We start from the raw sequence: 15,002 nt of genomic DNA, 5'->3' as shown, positions 1-15,002 counted from the left end.
TGCCGCAGGCTTGTAGGGTCCTTTCTGCAGGCTTCTTGCCGAACCATCCTTCGAGAGACCTCCTGGAGTCCGGATGCCCGACATCGCGATCGTCCCCGCACCGCGTGAGCTCGTCGTCGACGACGGCGCCTGGATCACCGCCGACCCGGCCGCCGAAGCGGTCCGGTCCGTGGTCGAGAACCTCGGCGAGACCGAGTACCGGATCGACGTCACCGCCGACGGCGCACGGCTCTCGGCCGGCTCCGAGGACGCGCTGCGCTGGGCCGAGACGACGTACCAGCAACTGCTCGACGCGGCCGAGCCGGCCGCCGACGGCCAGGTCGCAGTTCCGGCGGTCCGGATCGCCGACGCGCCGCGGTTCGGCTGGCGCGGCATCATGCTCGACGTCTCCCGGCACTTCATGCCGAAGGACTTCGTGCTCAAGGTCGTCGACGCGGTCGCGCTGCACCGGATGAACGTGCTGCACCTGCACCTCACCGACGACCAGGGCTGGCGCGTCGAGATCGAGGCGTACCCGAAACTCACCGAGGTCGGCGGCTGGCGGCCGGAGTCGATGGTCGGCAAGATGTCGCACGACCAGACGGAGTTCACGTACGACGGTCAGCGGCACGGCGGTTTCTACACCAAGGACGACCTGCGCGAGATCGTCGCGTACGCCGCCGAGCGCGGCATCACGATCGTCCCGGAGATCGACCTGCCCGGGCACATGCAGGCCGCGATCGCGGCGTACCCGGAGCTCGGCAACAACCCCGAGACCCAGCTCGGTGTCCGGCAGGTCTGGGGCATCAGCGACGACGTGCTGAACGTCAACGACGCGACCGTCGAGTTCGTGAAGACCGTGCTGCGCGAGGTGCTCGACATCTTCCCCAGCCCGTACATCCACCTCGGTGGCGACGAGTGCCCGGACGTCCAGTGGCGCGAGTCGGACGCCGCGCAGAAGCGCCAGGCCGAGCTCGGGCTCACCGACGCGAGCCAGCTGCAGGGCTGGTTCACCGCGCAGGTCGCGGAGGTGCTGATCGAGGAGAACCGGCGCCTGGTCGGCTGGGACGAGATGGTCGAGACGGACTGCCCGAAGGACGCCGTGATCATGGCCTGGCGCAGCGCCCAGCGCGGTGAGGTCGCCGCCAAGGCCGGCCACGACGTGGTGATGTCGCCGTGCGAGTCGGTCTACTTCGACTACTACCAGGGTGACCCGGAGACCGAGCCGCTCGCCATCGGCGGCTTCATCCCGCTGGAGAAGGTCTACGACTTCGAGGTCGTGCCCGAGGGGCTGACCGAGGAGGAGCAGGCCCGCGTCATCGGCACCCAGGCCAACGTGTGGACCGAGTACATGGAGGGCCCCGACCAGGTCGGCTACATGCTCCTGCCGCGGCTGTCCGCCATCGCCGAGCGCGCCTGGGGTTCGCCCAAGACGTCGTACGACGAGTTCCTGGGCCGGCTGCGGCCGCACCTCGAGCGCATCGAGGCCCTGGGCCTGAACTACCGTCGTCTGGACCACTAGCTGAAGAGATAACAAAATCCGCCCCCGCTGCGTTAGCAGGTGTAGACGCGCCCGGCTCCGCCGACGACCATGAGTCGTCGGTGGAACCGGGTCGGGAGCGGAGGACTTATGACCGCGGTGGGACCGCTCGACGCCATGTTCCTGCTCGGGGAGACCCGGGAGCAGGCCATGCACGTCGGTGGGCTGATGCTGTTCGAGCTGCCCGAAGACGCCGGCCGCGATCAGGTCTTCCCGGACGGCGGACGGGACTTTCTGTCCCGGCTGTACCAGGAGATGATCGCGGGGCAGGCGCTCAATCCGGTCTTCGCTCGGCGGGTACGCCGGCGGGCGATCGATCTCGGGTACTGGTCGTGGGAGCCGGACGGCGACATCGATCTCGAGTACCACGTGCGGTTGTCGGCGCTGGCGCGGCCGGGGCGCTATCGGGAGCTGTTCGAGCTGACCTCACGGCTGCACGGGACGCTGCTCGACCGGCGGCGGCCGTTGTGGGAAATGCATTTGATCGAGGGCGTCGAAGGACACCGGTTCGCGATCTACAGCAAGATTCACCACGCGATGCTGGACGGCGTGAGTGCGTTGCGGTTGATGCAGGAAACACTCACCACTGATCCCACCCGGACGAACATGCCGGCGCCGTACTCGGTGGTGAAGGAAAAGCCGGCGCAGCAATCGTCACTGAGTTCTTTGGTGCACGTCGTGCCGGACCTGGTCGGATTGTCGCCGGTCGCGGTGAAGAGCGCGGTCCGGGCTTTGCTGATGGAGCATTCCTCGGTGGCTTTCCAGGCGCCGCGAACGATCTTCAACCAGTCGATCACCGGCGCGCGCAGGTTTGCCGCGCAGTCGTGGCCGATGGAACGGCTCGAGAAGGTCCGCGCGATCACCGGCGCGACGTTGAACGACGTCATGCTCGCGATGTGCGGCGGCGCGCTCCGGACCTATCTGCAGGAGCAGAACGCCCTTCCCGACAAGGGATTGACGGCGATGGTGCCGGTCTCCCTCAGAGGACTCGAAGGCGCAGGACCCGGCGGCGGCAACTCGCTGGCGACGCTGATCGCCGACCTCGCCACCGACGAGCGCGATCCCGAACGCCGGATCCGCCGGGTGATGGAATCGACCAGTTACGGCAAGACGATGCTGTCGCAGCTGAGTCCCTTGCAGAACCTGATGATCGGCGCCCTGGGCCTCGGCGTAGCAGGCCCTGCCGCGGTCCTGCCCGGACTCGCGGGCCGCACGCCCCCGCCGTACAACGTGGTGATCTCCAACATCCCCGGCCCGGTCGAGAGTCCCCTCTACTGGAACCGCTCACGCCTGCTGGGCATGTATCCCGCGTCCATCGTTCTCAATGGACAGGCCCTCAACATCAGCGTCACCAGCTACGACCACCAGCTCCACGTCGGCCTCACCGGCTGCCGCCGCACCGTCCCGCACCTGCAACGACTCCTCAACCACCTGGAGGACTCGTTGCAGGACCTGGAGAGACTTTAGGTGCTAACAGCAACTACAGCCGGACGATGCCGTTGGGGGTCTGGAAGACGGCGGCGTTGAGACCGGGCTGGCCGTTGGGGCCGACCCAGGCGACGTCGAGGTCGTCGAGCAGGTGGTCGGCCGGGTGGCCGATCCAGTCGGTGACGCGGGTGGGGTCGCCGGCGATCTCGAGGGCGGTGAGCTTGATGCCCTTGCCGCCGACCGACGGGTGCTGGCCGAGGTCGTCCCAGTGGATGAAGAACGGCAGCTGCGGGTCGGCCATCAGGCCCTTGACGCCGATCTGGCGCCAGGTGATGTTCTCCCCGTCGGGGCGGTGCCGGTTGCCCGGTACGGCGTCGCGGCCGAGCCGCTTCTCCATCCGCGCCATGTCGCGGACCGCGACCACCCAGCCGAGCCAGCCGCCGCCGAGCTGCTTGCGCGCCCGGACCGCCTGACCGAAGGGAGCCTTGTCCGACGCCGGGTGGTCGAGCACGTCGACCACCTCGATGTAGCGGTCGTTCTCCAGCGGGAGAATGTGGTTCACGGTCCCGAACCGCGGATGTACGCCACCGTCGACGAAGTCCGCCCCCAGCAGCGCGGACAGCCGCTCGACCGTGGCGCGGTACCCGTCGGGTCCGGCCGCGTACGACAGATGATCCAAGCGCATGCCAGTCATTCTGGGCCCATCGGAGAATCGGCGCGGATCCGGGGTGTCGCAGCAAAGGGCACCCTTACCTGGAAAACCGCGGCCCGGGAGGGCAGGCTCGGGGCATGCGAACAGTCGTCGTCGGAGGCACCGGACACATCGGCACCTACCTCGTCCCCGGTCTGGTGAGAGCCGGTCACGAGGTCGTCGTCCTCACCCGCGGAACCAGTACGCCGTACAGCTCGAGCGGGGAGTGGAAACAGGTCGAGCTGATCCAGGTCGACCGCGCCGCGGAAGATGCCGAGGGCACCTTCGGCCGACGCGTCGCCGAGCTGAATCCCGACATCGTGGTCGACCTGATCTGTTTCACCGAGGACAGCGCCCGGCAGCTCGCCGAGGCGCTCACCGGCAAGGTCCAGCACCTGCTGCACTGCGGCACGATCTGGGTCCACGGCCCGAGCGCCGGCGTTCCGACCCGCGAGGACACGCCCCGCAAACCCTTCGGGGACTACGGAATCCAGAAGGCCGCGATCGAGACCTACCTGCTCGACCAGGCGCGCCGCCACGGCCTGCCGGTCACGCTGATCCACCCCGGCCACATCAGCGGCCCGGGCTGGGCGCCGGTCAACCCGGCCGGTCACGTCGACGTCGCCGTCTTCGAGAAGCTTGCCCAGGGCGCCGAACTGACCCTGCCCAACTTCGGCCTGGAGACCGTCCAGCACGTCCACGCCGCTGACGTCGCCGGGATCTTCCTGGCCGCGATCGCGAACCGTTCGGTTGCGATCGGCGAGAGCTTCCACGCCGTCGCCGACGGAGCGCTGACACTGCGCGGGTACGCCGAGGCGGTCGCCGCCCACTTCGGCCAAGAGGCCAACCTGAGCTACCAGCCGTTCGAGCAGTGGAAGGCAACCGTCGACGAGCGCAGCGCGCAGACGACGTACGACCACATCGCGCACAGCCCGCACTGCTCGATGGAGAAGGCCGCGCGGCTGCTCGGCTTCCGCCCGCGTTACTCGGCGCTGGAGACCACGTTCGAGGCGATCGACTGGCTGGTCGCCAACGGCAAGGTCAGCTAGAGCGGGTCACGGTGGAGGCGGGGTGCGGCAGCAACGGCCGCGCCGCCTCCAGGTGCCGGCGGCAGTACTCCGCCAGTACGTCGTACGCCTTGAGCCCCATCAGCGTCTGCAGCTCGACCTTGCTCGACTCGAAGACCGCCTCGATGCCGATGTGGGCCTCGGTGTTGCCCGTGCAGTACCAGTCCAGGTCGTGCCCACCCGCACCCCAGCCGCGCCGGTCGTACTCACCGATGCCGACCTCCGTGTACGACGTACCGTCCGGACGCTCGACGTCGCGGAACGTCCGCCGGATCGGCAGTTGCCAGCACACGTCCGGCTTGGTCTCGACGAAGTGCACACCCTGCTTGATCGCCAGGCCGTGCAGCGCGCAGCCCGCGCCGCCCTCGAAGCCCGGCCGGTTCAGGAAGATGCAGGCGCCGTCCCAGACCCGGGTCTTGCGGTCGCCCTCGTCGTCGGTCTCGACCCAGCCGTTGGTCTTGCCCTCCTTGCGGAACTGCCAGTCCTCTTTGCCGAGCTGCTTGACGTAGCCCTTCACGCGCTTCTCGTCGTCCTCGTCGGAGAAGTGCGCGCCGAGCGTGCAGCAGCCGTCGTTCGGACGGCCCTTGTAGATGCCGTTGCAGCCGCCACCGAAGATGCACGTCCAGTTGGACGTCAGCCAGGTCAGGTCGCAACGAAAGATCTGATCGGCGTCGTCGGGGTCGACGAACTCGACGTAGGCACGGGGGAAATCGAGAGAAACCTCAGGCACCCGAAAAGCGTACGCGCACCGTCACCGATCTCCGGCATCCTGACGCCGATCGGGCCCGTCCGTTCTGCCTGCCGGACGGTAGGTGACAGGTCAGATCCCGTTGAAGACCTCACCGGCCGGGGCGTGGTCCGGACGACTGTCCAGTAGCGTGAGGGTATGCGGCTCGGCGTACTCGACGTAGGTTCCAACACCGTCCACCTTCTCGTGGTGGACGCCCATCGTGGTGCCGCGCCGCTGCCGGCGTACTCGCACAAGACCGAGCTGCGGCTGGCCGAGCACCTGGAGAAGGACGGCAGCATCGACCGCTCCGGGGCCGAGAACCTGGTCTCCTTCGTCAAGGAGGCGGCCGAGCTGGCCGAGGACAAGGGCTGCGAGTCCGTGCTCGCGTTCGCCACCTCCGCGCTGCGCGAGGCGCCGAACGGGCTGACCGTGCTCGAGCGGGTCCGGACCGAGAGCGACGTCGACCTGCAGGTGCTGAGCGGGCAGGACGAGGCGCGGCTGACCTTCCTCGCCGTACGCCGGTGGTTCGGCTGGTCGTCGGGACGGCTGGCCGTGTTCGACATCGGCGGTGGTTCGCTGGAGATCGCGGCCGGGTCCGACGAGGAGCCGACGATCGCCGTGTCGGTGCCGCTCGGCGCCGGCCGGCTGACCCGCGAGGGCCTGCACAAAGACCCGCCGGACAAGGACGAGATCAGGGCCCTGCGCAAGCGGATCCGGGTCGAGATGGCCGCGGTCGCCGGCGACGTGCTGCGGGCGGGCAAGCCGCAGCGCGCGGTCGCGACCAGCAAGACGTTCCGCTCGCTGGCCCGGATCTGCGGCGCCGCGCCGTCCGACGACGGCCCGTACGTCGCCCGCACGCTGCACCGCGACGACCTGACCGAGTGGGTGCCGAAGCTGATCGCGATGACCGCGGCCGAGCGCGCCGACCTGCCCGGTGTCTCGGTCGGCCGTTCCACTCAGCTGGTCGCGGGCGCGCTGGTCGCGGACGCGGTGATGGACCTGTTCGACGTCAACTCGCTCGAGGTCTGCCCCTGGGCCCTGCGCGAGGGCGTCATCCTGAACCGGCTCGACCAGCTGCAACCCCGATGAACTACCCCGAAGGCACTTACCGATGAGCACCCGCACGGCCGCGAAGATCGGCCTGTCCACCGCCTCCGTCTACCCCGAGTCGACCGCCAGCTGTTTCGAGCTGTCCGCGCGGCTCGGGTACGACGGCGTCGAGGTGATGGTCGGGATCGACCCGCTGAGCACGCAGATCGACGCGATCAAGCGGCTGGTCGACTACCACCAGCTGCCGGTGCTCGCGATCCACGCGCCCTGCCTGCTGATCACGCAGCGGGTCTGGGGGACCGATCCGTGGGGAAAGCTCGAGCGGTCGGCCGAGGCGGCGAAGGATCTCGGCGCGGACGTGGTCGTCGTGCACCCTCCGTTCCGCTGGCAGCGCGACTACGCGCGCGGGTTCGTCGAGGGGATCGCGCGGCTGGAGCAGGAGAGCGGGATCATCTTCGCGGTCGAGAACATGTACCCGTGGCGCGCGCCGGGCAAGGGGCTGCAGGCGTACGCGCCGAGCTGGGACCCGACCGAGCAGACGTACGCGCACACCACGCTCGACCTGTCGCACTCGTCGACCGCCGAGCAGGACTGCGTCGAACTGGCCGCGACGATGGGCAGCACGCTGAAGCACGTCCACCTCACCGACGGCACCGGCTCGGCCAAGGACGAGCACCTGGTGCCTGGTCGTGGGACGCAGCGCGCTGCGGATCTCCTGCAGGGATTGGCGAACCAGGACTTCCGCGGGCACATCATCATCGAGATCAACACCCGCCGGGCCGCCACCCGCTCCGAGCGCGAGGTCGACCTGATCGAGTCGCTCGAGTTCACCCGCAAGCACTTCGTCCCCACTCCCGCCCCCCGCCACCCCGGCTTCGCCGTCACCCCGGACGGCGAGGTCTCGGAGCTCACCCCGTGACGTCGAGGAAGACGGGGAAGGACGCGGCCGTCACCCCGGGGAGGGGCGAGGCGGCAGCCGTCGCCGGCCGTGCGGCCTCCGCCTCCTCAAGTCTTCCCCTCGACGGGGAGTCCGACGGCGCGGCCGGTCGAGGGCGTAGGCCCGGCGGCCCGGACACCCGCGGCGAGATCCTCGCCGCAGCGCGGGAATCCTTTGCGGGGAACGGCTTTGCGGCGACCTCGATGCGCGGTGTCGCCCGTGGGGCCGGGGTGGACGCCGCGCTCGTCCACCACTACTTCGACAGCAAGGACGAGCTGTTCGTCGAGGCGATGGCCCTGCCGATCGACCCGCGGCAGGTTGCCGCGACGGTGCTCGACGGGCCGCGCGACGAGCTCGGCGTACGGATTGTCACTGTCTTCCTCGGGGTGTGGGAATCACCCGACGGCCAGCAGCGGATGAAGGCGTTCCTGCGGAGCGTGGTGAGTAGCGACCAGGTCGCGCAGTTGATGCGGGACGGGATCGGCCGGCTGATCCTCGCGCCGGTGTCCGAGGTGATCGGCGGTGACGACGCCCGCCTGCGGGTCTCGCTCGTCGCGTCCCAGCTGATCGGCCTGGCCCTGACCCGGTACCTGCTCGAGCTCGAGCCGCTCGCGTCGGCCGACGTACCGACGCTGATCGAACGCATCGCCCCCGTTCTCCAGCAGTACCTCACCGACTGACCCAGCCTGTGCTCTTGCCAGGACCTCGTCGAACGCCCTAAATTCATCACATGATGAAAAACGCGGTGGAGTGCCGGAGCGTGGTCGTCGTGCGCGGCGACCGCGAGGTCCTGCACGGGATCGACTGCAATCTCGCGACCGGCTCGGTGACCGGCCTGCTCGGCCCGTCCGGCTGCGGCAAGACCACGCTGATCCGCGCGATCGTCGGCCTGCAGGCCAAGGTCACCGGTGACGTCCAGGTCCTCGGTCTGCCCGCCGGCGCCGCGAAGTTGCGCGGCCGGATCGGCTACGTCACCCAGGAGCCCAGCGTGTACGGCGACCTGACCGTCACCGAGAACCTCCGCTTCTTCGCGGCCGTCCTCGGCGTGGACTCACAAGACGTCGACCGCGTGATCGAAGCCGTCGACCTCCGCTCCCACGCGACCGCGCGCGTCGACCAGCTCTCCGGCGGCCAGCGCTCCCGCGCTTCCCTCGCCGCCGCGCTGCTCGGCAACCCCGAGCTCCTCGTCCTCGACGAGCCCACCGTCGGCCTCGACCCGGTCCTGCGACGCGACCTCTGGGACCTGTTCCACCGCCTCGCCTCCGAGGGCGCCACGTTGCTGGTCTCCAGTCACGTCATGGACGAAGCGAGCCGCTGCGACCGCCTGCTGCTGATGCGCGACGGCGACCTGCTCGCCGACGACACCCCCGACGCGCTGCTCGCCGCGGCCGGGACCAGCGACATCGAGCAGGCCTTCCTCACCCTGATCGACCGGAAAGCAGGTGCCCGATGACTCCCCGCGTCACCTTCGCCGTCGCCGCGCGGGTGCTGGCCCAGCTCCGCCGCGACCACCGCACCGTCGCCATGCTCGTCGTACTCCCGGCCCTGCTGGTCAGCCTGATGTGGTGGATGTTCACCGACTCGCCGTCCACCTTCGACCGGGTCGGCGGCCCGCTGCTCGCGGTCTTCCCGGCCATCATCATGTTCATCGTCACCTCGGTCGCGACGCTGCGGGAACGCTCGACCGGCACGCTCGCGCGCCTGTTCACGATGCCGATGGGCAAGCTCGACTTCCTGCTCGGGTACGCGCTCGCCTTCGCGCTGATCGCCGTCGTCCAGGCGGGTGTGGTCGTCTCGATCTCCTTGTACGCGCTCGATCTCGACATCCGCGGCGCCGCCTGGCAGCTCGGCGTGGTCGCCGTACTGGACGGAGTGCTCGGTACGGCGCTGGGCCTGTTCGCCAGCGCGTTCGCGGCGACCGAGTTCCAGGCGGTGCAGATGATGCCGGCGGTGATGATCCCGCAGATCCTGCTGTGCGGGCTGCTGGTTCCGCGCGACCAGTTGCCCGGCGTACTGCATGCGGTGAGCGACGTACTGCCGCTCTCGTACGCCGTCGACGCGGTCGCCGGAGTTGCCGCGGGCAACGGATTCGGCGCGGGCGCCGGCGTGGACGCGCTGGTCGTGACGGCCTTCATCGTGGCCGCGCTCGCGCTGGGTGCGGCCACGCTCAAGCGCCGTACCGCGTGACCCTCGACGGAGCGGAAGGGGGTTCATGGGCCGCCGGCGAGGGAGTATGGGGGTATGCGCATCTTCAAACGGCGGCGATCGGTGGATCCGATCCAGGGGTTCTGGGGCTGGTGGAACGAGTCCGGCGCCCAACTGGTCGCCGACGCGGTCGCGCGCAAGGACCCCGCCTCGACCTCCGCCGTACTGGCTGAGCACGTCAACGCTATCCACGGCGGTCTCGACTGGGAGCTCGGCCCCGGGCTGCACGCCAAGCACACGCTCGTGGTCACCGCCGCCGGCGACCCTGCGACCCGCGCTGTCGCGCGCAGGTGGTTGCGCGCGGCCCCGCCGTCGGACCGGCTCTGGGAGTACGCCGACCTGCGGCGGCCCTCGCCGGAGGTGACGATCCAGTTCGAGGGCATGCCGCCGGTCGCCTCGGACGACGCCGTCGTCGCGATCGACCCGGACGAACGCGCCGCGGCCGTCCACGTCGGCGTACACCATCCTGTTTTCCCGCAGCTGTCCGAGGACGCGCAGCGCCGGATCACCTTCCTCCTGCTCGACCTGTCGCTCGGCGAGGAGATGACCGAGACCTGGATCGGCGCCGTCGAGACCCTGCTCGAACGCCCGGCCGAGGCGCGCCCGATCAGCGAACTGCTCCCGACCGTCGCCAAGTTCGCCGCCGGTTTCACCACCGAGGACGGCGACCCGACCTGGCGTCTGCTGGAGGGCGTGATCGACGGCCATCGCCTGATCGCGACCACCGAGGTCCCGCTGCGCTCGATCCGCCTGCCGCACCTGGACACCCACGTCGGCGTCACCATCGGGTACCCGGCCGGCCGCGAGGACGGACTGCCCGACGCCGAGATGCTCGACCAGCTCCGCGACCTCGAGGACCACCTCACCAACCGCCTCGGCGACTCCGGCCGCCTGCTCGCCCACGAGACCGTCGCCGGCGCCCGCACTCTGCATTACTACGTGGACGGCAGCACCCCTGCGCCCGCGCAGCTCCAGGCCGCCACGACCGGCTGGACGCACGGTGAGATCAGGCTGACCACCACTCCCGACCCGGGCTGGCACAACCTCAACCACCTGGGCAGCTGACTGGCGATTCGCTTGTTCCGGCCGGAGCGATCCGCCAAGCTGGAGAGCCGGACCACTCGGGCCACTGGTGTGGTCCCGGCCACACGATTAGGGGCGGTCCGGTCCAGGCGCGTAGCCTGCTGACACCCCTGGCATACGGGGCCAGGGGGCGATGAGGAGGAACACGAGTGCTTCGGCGAGTCCTGCTGGGCGTGTCCCGCAGTCCCCAGATCAAGAAGGCTGTCTCGTCGTTGCCGGTCTCCAGCGGCATCGTCGCGCGGTTCGTCGCCGGTGAGACCGCTCCGGAGGCTGTCCTGGCCACCGAGAAGCTGGTCAGCAACGGCCTGAACGTGACGCTCGACCACCTCGGTGAGGACACCACCGACCTGGCCGCGGCGACCGCCACCGCCGACGCGTACCTGGAGCTGCTCAAGCAGCTCGGCGAGGCCGGTCTGACCCAGAACGCCGAGGTCTCGGTCAAGCTGTCCGCGGTCGGCCAGGCGCTGCCCGGCGACGGCGAGAAGATCGCGCTCGAGAACGCGCGGACGATCTGCCTGGCCGCGCGCAACGCCGGTACGACGGTGACGCTCGACATGGAGGACCACACCACCACGGACTCGACGCTGGGCATCCTGCGCGAGCTGCGGCAGGACTTCCCCGAGACCGGCGCCGTGCTGCAGGCCTACCTGCGCCGGACCGAGGGCGACTGCGTCGACCTGGCCCACGCCGGCTCCCGCGTCCGGCTGTGCAAGGGCGCGTACAAGGAGCCCGAGTCGGTCGCCTTCCAGAACAAGCAGGCCGTCGACAAGGCCTACGTCCGGGCGCTGAAGATCCTGATGAACGGCGACGGCTACCCGATGGTCGCCTCGCACGACCCGCGCCTGATCGCGATCGCCGGCTCGCTGGCCGACCGCGCCAACCGCGCGCAGGACACCTACGAGTACCAGATGCTCTACGGCATCCGCCCCGACGAGCAGCGCCGCCTGGCCCGCGAGGGCAACACCGTGCGCGTCTACATCCCGTACGGCGAGGACTGGTACGGCTACCTGGTCCGCCGCCTGGCCGAACGCCCGGCCAACCTGCAGTTCTTCGCCCGCTCCCTGATCAGCAAGAAGTAGCCGGACCTCGAAACGACCGACGGCCGGGCCGGATCCCCCGCAGGATCCCGGCCCGGCCGTCGTCGTTCGGGTGAGCGGCTCCGCTCAGGTGTAGATGCGGGTCTGGAACCCGTCGTACGCCGGAAGCCGCGTGGTGCCGGCCGGGCAGTTCGCGCGGGACCGGTTGCTCAGGTCGAGGGTGTGGTAGCGCCACGGCCCGAAGTGCCAGGTGCCGTTCGTGCACAGGACCACGGCCCGGTACTGGTTGCCGGTCGCCCGGGTGTAGCAGCTGATCGTGAAGAAGGTCGGCCCGGCGTTCCGGACGGCGCAGTCGGGCGCCGCGGCGGTCTGCGTCGGAGCGGGAGCGGGGGCGGCCGACGCGGCGGGGGCGGTCACGGCCAGCGCGCTGACGGCGAGCCCGGCGGCGACGAGCGAGGCGCGGAGTCTGGTGTTCATGGATTCCTCTCAGCGGGTCGTGCACTGGTTCAGGGGCGGGTGGTGTCCGGACCGACCCTGCGCGCCGCGCATTGCCCGTGTCGCCGTTCTCGACCAAACTCGACCACTCGGCGTCCTGGTTCTCCGACCGTGGCGGCGCCGAGGACGGGGGTTCGATGGGGCGCACCGGTACGACGGCACCGCCGGAGCCGAACGGGGTCCGGACCGCGGACGAGCTGGTCCTCCGGCTGCGCGCGCTGCACAGCTGGGCCGGGATCTCGTACCACGAGATCCATCGCCGGGTCGTCGCGTCGCGCCGGCGGCGTGGGGTGAGCGAGCTTCCGGCGTACAACACGGTCTACCGCTGCCTGCGGCCGGGACGGAGCCGGCTGGACGTCGAGCTGGTGGTCGACGTCGCGGCAGCCCTGCTGGACGACGAGTCGCTGGTCGCGGGCTGGCGGCAGGCGCACCAGGTCGTCGCCGGGCGAGCCGCCGACGCCGGCATCGTGACGGTCGCGGGCAGCATCCCGGCTGATCCCGAGGGGTTCGTCGGGCGGGAGACCGAGGTCGCCGACGCGCTGGCCGCGCTCCGCGCCGGAGTCGGCACGGTGGTGATCGACGGGATGGCCGGTGTCGGCAAGACCCAGCTGGCCCGGCATCTGGCACGCCGCCTGCTGGCCGCCGGACACGGTACGGAGGTCCAGCTCGCGGTCGACCTGCGCGGGTTCGACCCCGAGCGGACGCCGGCCGACCCGGGCGCCGTCCTGGAGGGATTCCTGCGGCGTCTCGGCGTGCCGGGCAGTCAGGTGCTCGCGCTGGACCTGGCCGGCCGGGTCCGCCGGTTCCGGCAGTTGGTTGCTGAGCGCAACGTCTTGGTGGTGCTCGACAACGCCGCCAGCGAGGACCAGCTGCGACCGCTGCTGGCGCCGGGCTGCCGGACGCTGGTGACGAGCCGCTACAAGCTCGACGCCGGTCCGGAGGCGCACGTGCTGGCGATCGGGGTGTTCAGCCGGGCGGAGTCGCTGGAGCTGCTTCGTCGTACGGCGGGCGCTGCCGCCATCGCGGCGGACGAGCCCACCGCGGTGCGGATCGCCGACCTGGTGGGCCACTTGCCGTTGGCCTTGGCGGTGGTCGCCGGGCGGATCAACGACCTGTCCGCCTGGTCGCTGACCGATCACCTCGAGCGGCTGCTCGAGCACAGGGACCGGCTGCGGCTGGAAGACAGCGTGGGCCCGGCGCTGGCGCTGTCCTACGAGGCGCTGCCGCCAGAACGCCGCCGGCTGCTCCGGGTGCTCGCACTGCATCCGGGCCGGGACTTCGACGAGTACGGCGCGGCCGCGGCCGTCGGACTGCCGCCGGCAGAGGTCAGGCCGGAGCTGGACCAGCTGGTCCGGGCCAGCCTCGTCCAGACCATCGGGCCAGGGCGGTACGGGCTCCACGACCTGGTCCGGGTGTTCGCGATCGACCGGTCCCGGGACGAAGACCCGGGGAGCGTCCGCCGTACCGCGCTGACCCGCATCGTTGGCTTCTACGCCGCAGGCGCTCTGCTGGCCGGCGGGATCCAGGCGCCGCACGAGGCCGCCCGATGGTCGTTCGGACGGCTGACCGACGCCGAGCTGCCGCCGATGCCCGCTCGCCCGGAGGCCCGGTCCTGGCTGGAGGCCGAGCGGGCGAACCTGGTCAGCGTGACCCGCGCGGCGGCCGACGCCGGGATGGCCGAACCGGTGACGGCGGTGTCGACGTCCGCGCACTACTACCTGGACACCTCCGGCTACTTCGCCGAGGCCGAGGTGATCCACCGGCTCGCCGTTGCGACCGCCGAGGACGACCGGACCCGCAGCCTCGCGCACAACAAGCTGGGCTGCGTGCACTGGCGGCTCGGCCGGTACGCCGAGGGTCGCGAGTGCTACCAGCAGGCGCTGGACCTGACCCGCCGGATCGGCAACCGGACCGGCACCGGGCTGTGTCTCGGGAATGTTGCCCTCGGCCACTTTCGGTTGGGTCGCTACCGCGACTCGATCGACTGCTACCGGGAGGCCCTGGAACTGGTCGACGCCGACGAGGTGCTGAGCGCGGGGGCCAGTACGCACCGCGGCGGCCTGGGCTGGGGACTGCTCCGGCTGGGTCTGGCCGACCAGGCGATGACCGAGTTCGAGACCGGCCTGACGGTCGCGCGCCGGCTCGGGGAGAACACCTGCGAGGAGGCGTACGCGCTGCTGAACCTCGGCTGCGGCCACGAGCGCCTCGGCGAGCTGGACCAGGCGTGGACGTACGGCGAGAGCGCGCTGGCGTTGTCCCGCAAGGTGGAGTTCCGCAGCAACGAGGGTGACGGGCTCAACCTGCTCGGCCGGATCCGCCTGGCGCAGGGCGACGTCGACGCCGCCGTACGCCTGCACACCGAGGCCCTCGACCTGGTCCTGGAGATCGGCCACCGGGCTCTGGCAGTGGAGGTCCGCAATGACCTCGGAACGGCGCTTCGGTTGGCTGGACGACTCGACGAGGCGACCGCAGCGCACGCCCAGGCGATGGCGGACGCGGAGACGATGGGCGACCGGTACGAGCTGGCCCGCGCCTGGCGTGGTCTGGGGGGCGTGCTCGAAGCGCGGGGAAACGCAGCGGCCGCGCGGGATCATCAGCAGCGCGCCGTCGCGCTGTTCGGCGACCTCGGGACGCCGGAGGCGTAGGTCACAGGGCGCTGCACTTTCGGGCAGTAACCGGCGGCTGACCGACGGTTAGACTCCTTGGCACATTGCGTGATCACGGTTTCGCCCTGACCCCGTCCGGTTGGGCCGGACGTGG

The 15,002-nt window shown here is 70.4% G+C and carries 14 protein-coding genes; 11 read left to right on the top strand and 3 right to left on the bottom strand.

Annotation, left to right across the window (positions count from 1 at the left end; translation table 11 throughout):
* Positions 1 to 73: 73 nt before the first annotated feature.
* Positions 74 to 1,501 (top strand): beta-N-acetylhexosaminidase, encoded by a 1,428-nt coding sequence (locus tag ACYVIO_RS02280; protein WP_460648944.1) that lies wholly within the window; start codon positions 74 to 76, stop codon positions 1,499 to 1,501.
* A 108-nt stretch (positions 1,502 to 1,609) separates the two neighbouring features.
* The gene (locus ACYVIO_RS02275; protein WP_460648943.1) at positions 1,610 to 2,986 is read left to right on the top strand and encodes a WS/DGAT/MGAT family O-acyltransferase; all 1,377 of its coding nucleotides are present in this window, start codon (positions 1,610 to 1,612) and stop codon (positions 2,984 to 2,986) included.
* A gap of 13 nt (positions 2,987 to 2,999) precedes the next feature.
* Here the strand turns inward: ACYVIO_RS02275 and ACYVIO_RS02270 are convergent, their stop codons facing one another.
* Positions 3,000 to 3,632 carry a VOC family protein gene (locus tag ACYVIO_RS02270; protein WP_460648942.1) on the bottom strand — a complete coding sequence of 211 codons (633 nt, stop codon included), beginning with the start codon at positions 3,630 to 3,632 and terminating at the stop codon, positions 3,000 to 3,002.
* 104 nt (positions 3,633 to 3,736) lie between these two features.
* On the opposite strand from ACYVIO_RS02270, the gene ACYVIO_RS02265 reads away from it, so the two are divergent.
* Positions 3,737 to 4,687 (top strand): NAD-dependent epimerase/dehydratase family protein, encoded by a 951-nt coding sequence (locus ACYVIO_RS02265; protein WP_460648941.1) that lies wholly within the window; start codon positions 3,737 to 3,739, stop codon positions 4,685 to 4,687.
* Here ACYVIO_RS02265 and ACYVIO_RS02260 read toward each other — a convergent pair.
* Complete coding sequence (locus ACYVIO_RS02260; protein ID WP_460648940.1) at positions 4,680 to 5,435, bottom strand: hypothetical protein; 756 nt, start codon at positions 5,433 to 5,435, stop codon at positions 4,680 to 4,682. The two genes, ACYVIO_RS02265 and ACYVIO_RS02260, sit on opposite strands and share 8 nt — an antisense overlap.
* A 156-nt stretch (positions 5,436 to 5,591) precedes the next feature.
* On the opposite strand from ACYVIO_RS02260, the gene ACYVIO_RS02255 reads away from it, so the two are divergent.
* The 7 genes from ACYVIO_RS02255 (at position 5,592) to ACYVIO_RS02225 (ending at position 11,789) form a co-directional block, all read left to right on the top strand.
* Positions 5,592 to 6,524, top strand: coding sequence for a Ppx/GppA family phosphatase (locus ACYVIO_RS02255; RefSeq protein WP_460648939.1), 933 nt, complete (start codon positions 5,592 to 5,594; stop codon positions 6,522 to 6,524).
* Positions 6,525 to 6,546: 22 nt separating this feature from the next.
* Positions 6,547 to 7,404 carry a sugar phosphate isomerase/epimerase family protein gene (locus ACYVIO_RS02250; RefSeq protein ID WP_460648938.1) on the top strand — a complete coding sequence of 286 codons (858 nt, stop codon included), beginning with the start codon at positions 6,547 to 6,549 and terminating at the stop codon, positions 7,402 to 7,404.
* A complete protein-coding gene (locus ACYVIO_RS02245) occupies positions 7,401 to 8,102 on the top strand; it encodes a TetR/AcrR family transcriptional regulator (protein WP_460648937.1) in 702 nt (233 codons plus the stop codon). The genes ACYVIO_RS02250 and ACYVIO_RS02245 overlap by 4 nt, the downstream gene beginning before the upstream one ends.
* A gap of 50 nt (positions 8,103 to 8,152) precedes the next feature.
* Positions 8,153 to 8,875, top strand: coding sequence for an ABC transporter ATP-binding protein (locus ACYVIO_RS02240; protein ID WP_460648936.1), 723 nt, complete (start codon positions 8,153 to 8,155; stop codon positions 8,873 to 8,875).
* The gene (locus tag ACYVIO_RS02235; protein WP_460648935.1) at positions 8,872 to 9,609 is read left to right on the top strand and encodes an ABC transporter permease; all 738 of its coding nucleotides are present in this window, start codon (positions 8,872 to 8,874) and stop codon (positions 9,607 to 9,609) included. Before ACYVIO_RS02240 ends, ACYVIO_RS02235 begins: the two co-directional genes overlap by 4 nt.
* A 54-nt stretch (positions 9,610 to 9,663) precedes the next feature.
* Positions 9,664 to 10,692 (top strand): DUF695 domain-containing protein, encoded by a 1,029-nt coding sequence (locus ACYVIO_RS02230; RefSeq protein WP_460648934.1) that lies wholly within the window; start codon positions 9,664 to 9,666, stop codon positions 10,690 to 10,692.
* Between the two features lie 167 nt (positions 10,693 to 10,859).
* Positions 10,860 to 11,789 (top strand): proline dehydrogenase family protein, encoded by a 930-nt coding sequence (locus ACYVIO_RS02225; RefSeq protein ID WP_460648933.1) that lies wholly within the window; start codon positions 10,860 to 10,862, stop codon positions 11,787 to 11,789.
* 84 nt (positions 11,790 to 11,873) lie between these two features.
* Here the strand turns inward: ACYVIO_RS02225 and ACYVIO_RS02220 are convergent, their stop codons facing one another.
* Positions 11,874 to 12,224, bottom strand: a complete 351-nt coding sequence (locus ACYVIO_RS02220) for a hypothetical protein (RefSeq protein ID WP_460648932.1) — start codon at positions 12,222 to 12,224, stop codon at positions 11,874 to 11,876.
* A gap of 77 nt (positions 12,225 to 12,301) precedes the next feature.
* Here ACYVIO_RS02220 and ACYVIO_RS02215 point away from each other — a divergent pair, with 77 nt between their 5' ends.
* Positions 12,302 to 14,887, top strand: a complete 2,586-nt coding sequence (locus ACYVIO_RS02215; RefSeq protein WP_460648931.1) for a tetratricopeptide repeat protein — start codon at positions 12,302 to 12,304, stop codon at positions 14,885 to 14,887.
* Positions 14,888 to 15,002 lie beyond the last annotated feature (115 nt).

It is taken from the genome of Kribbella endophytica (genome assembly GCF_054781295.1).
The sequence above is the reverse complement of the archived record's forward strand: the minus strand, read 5'-3'. Positions and strand labels throughout refer to the sequence as shown.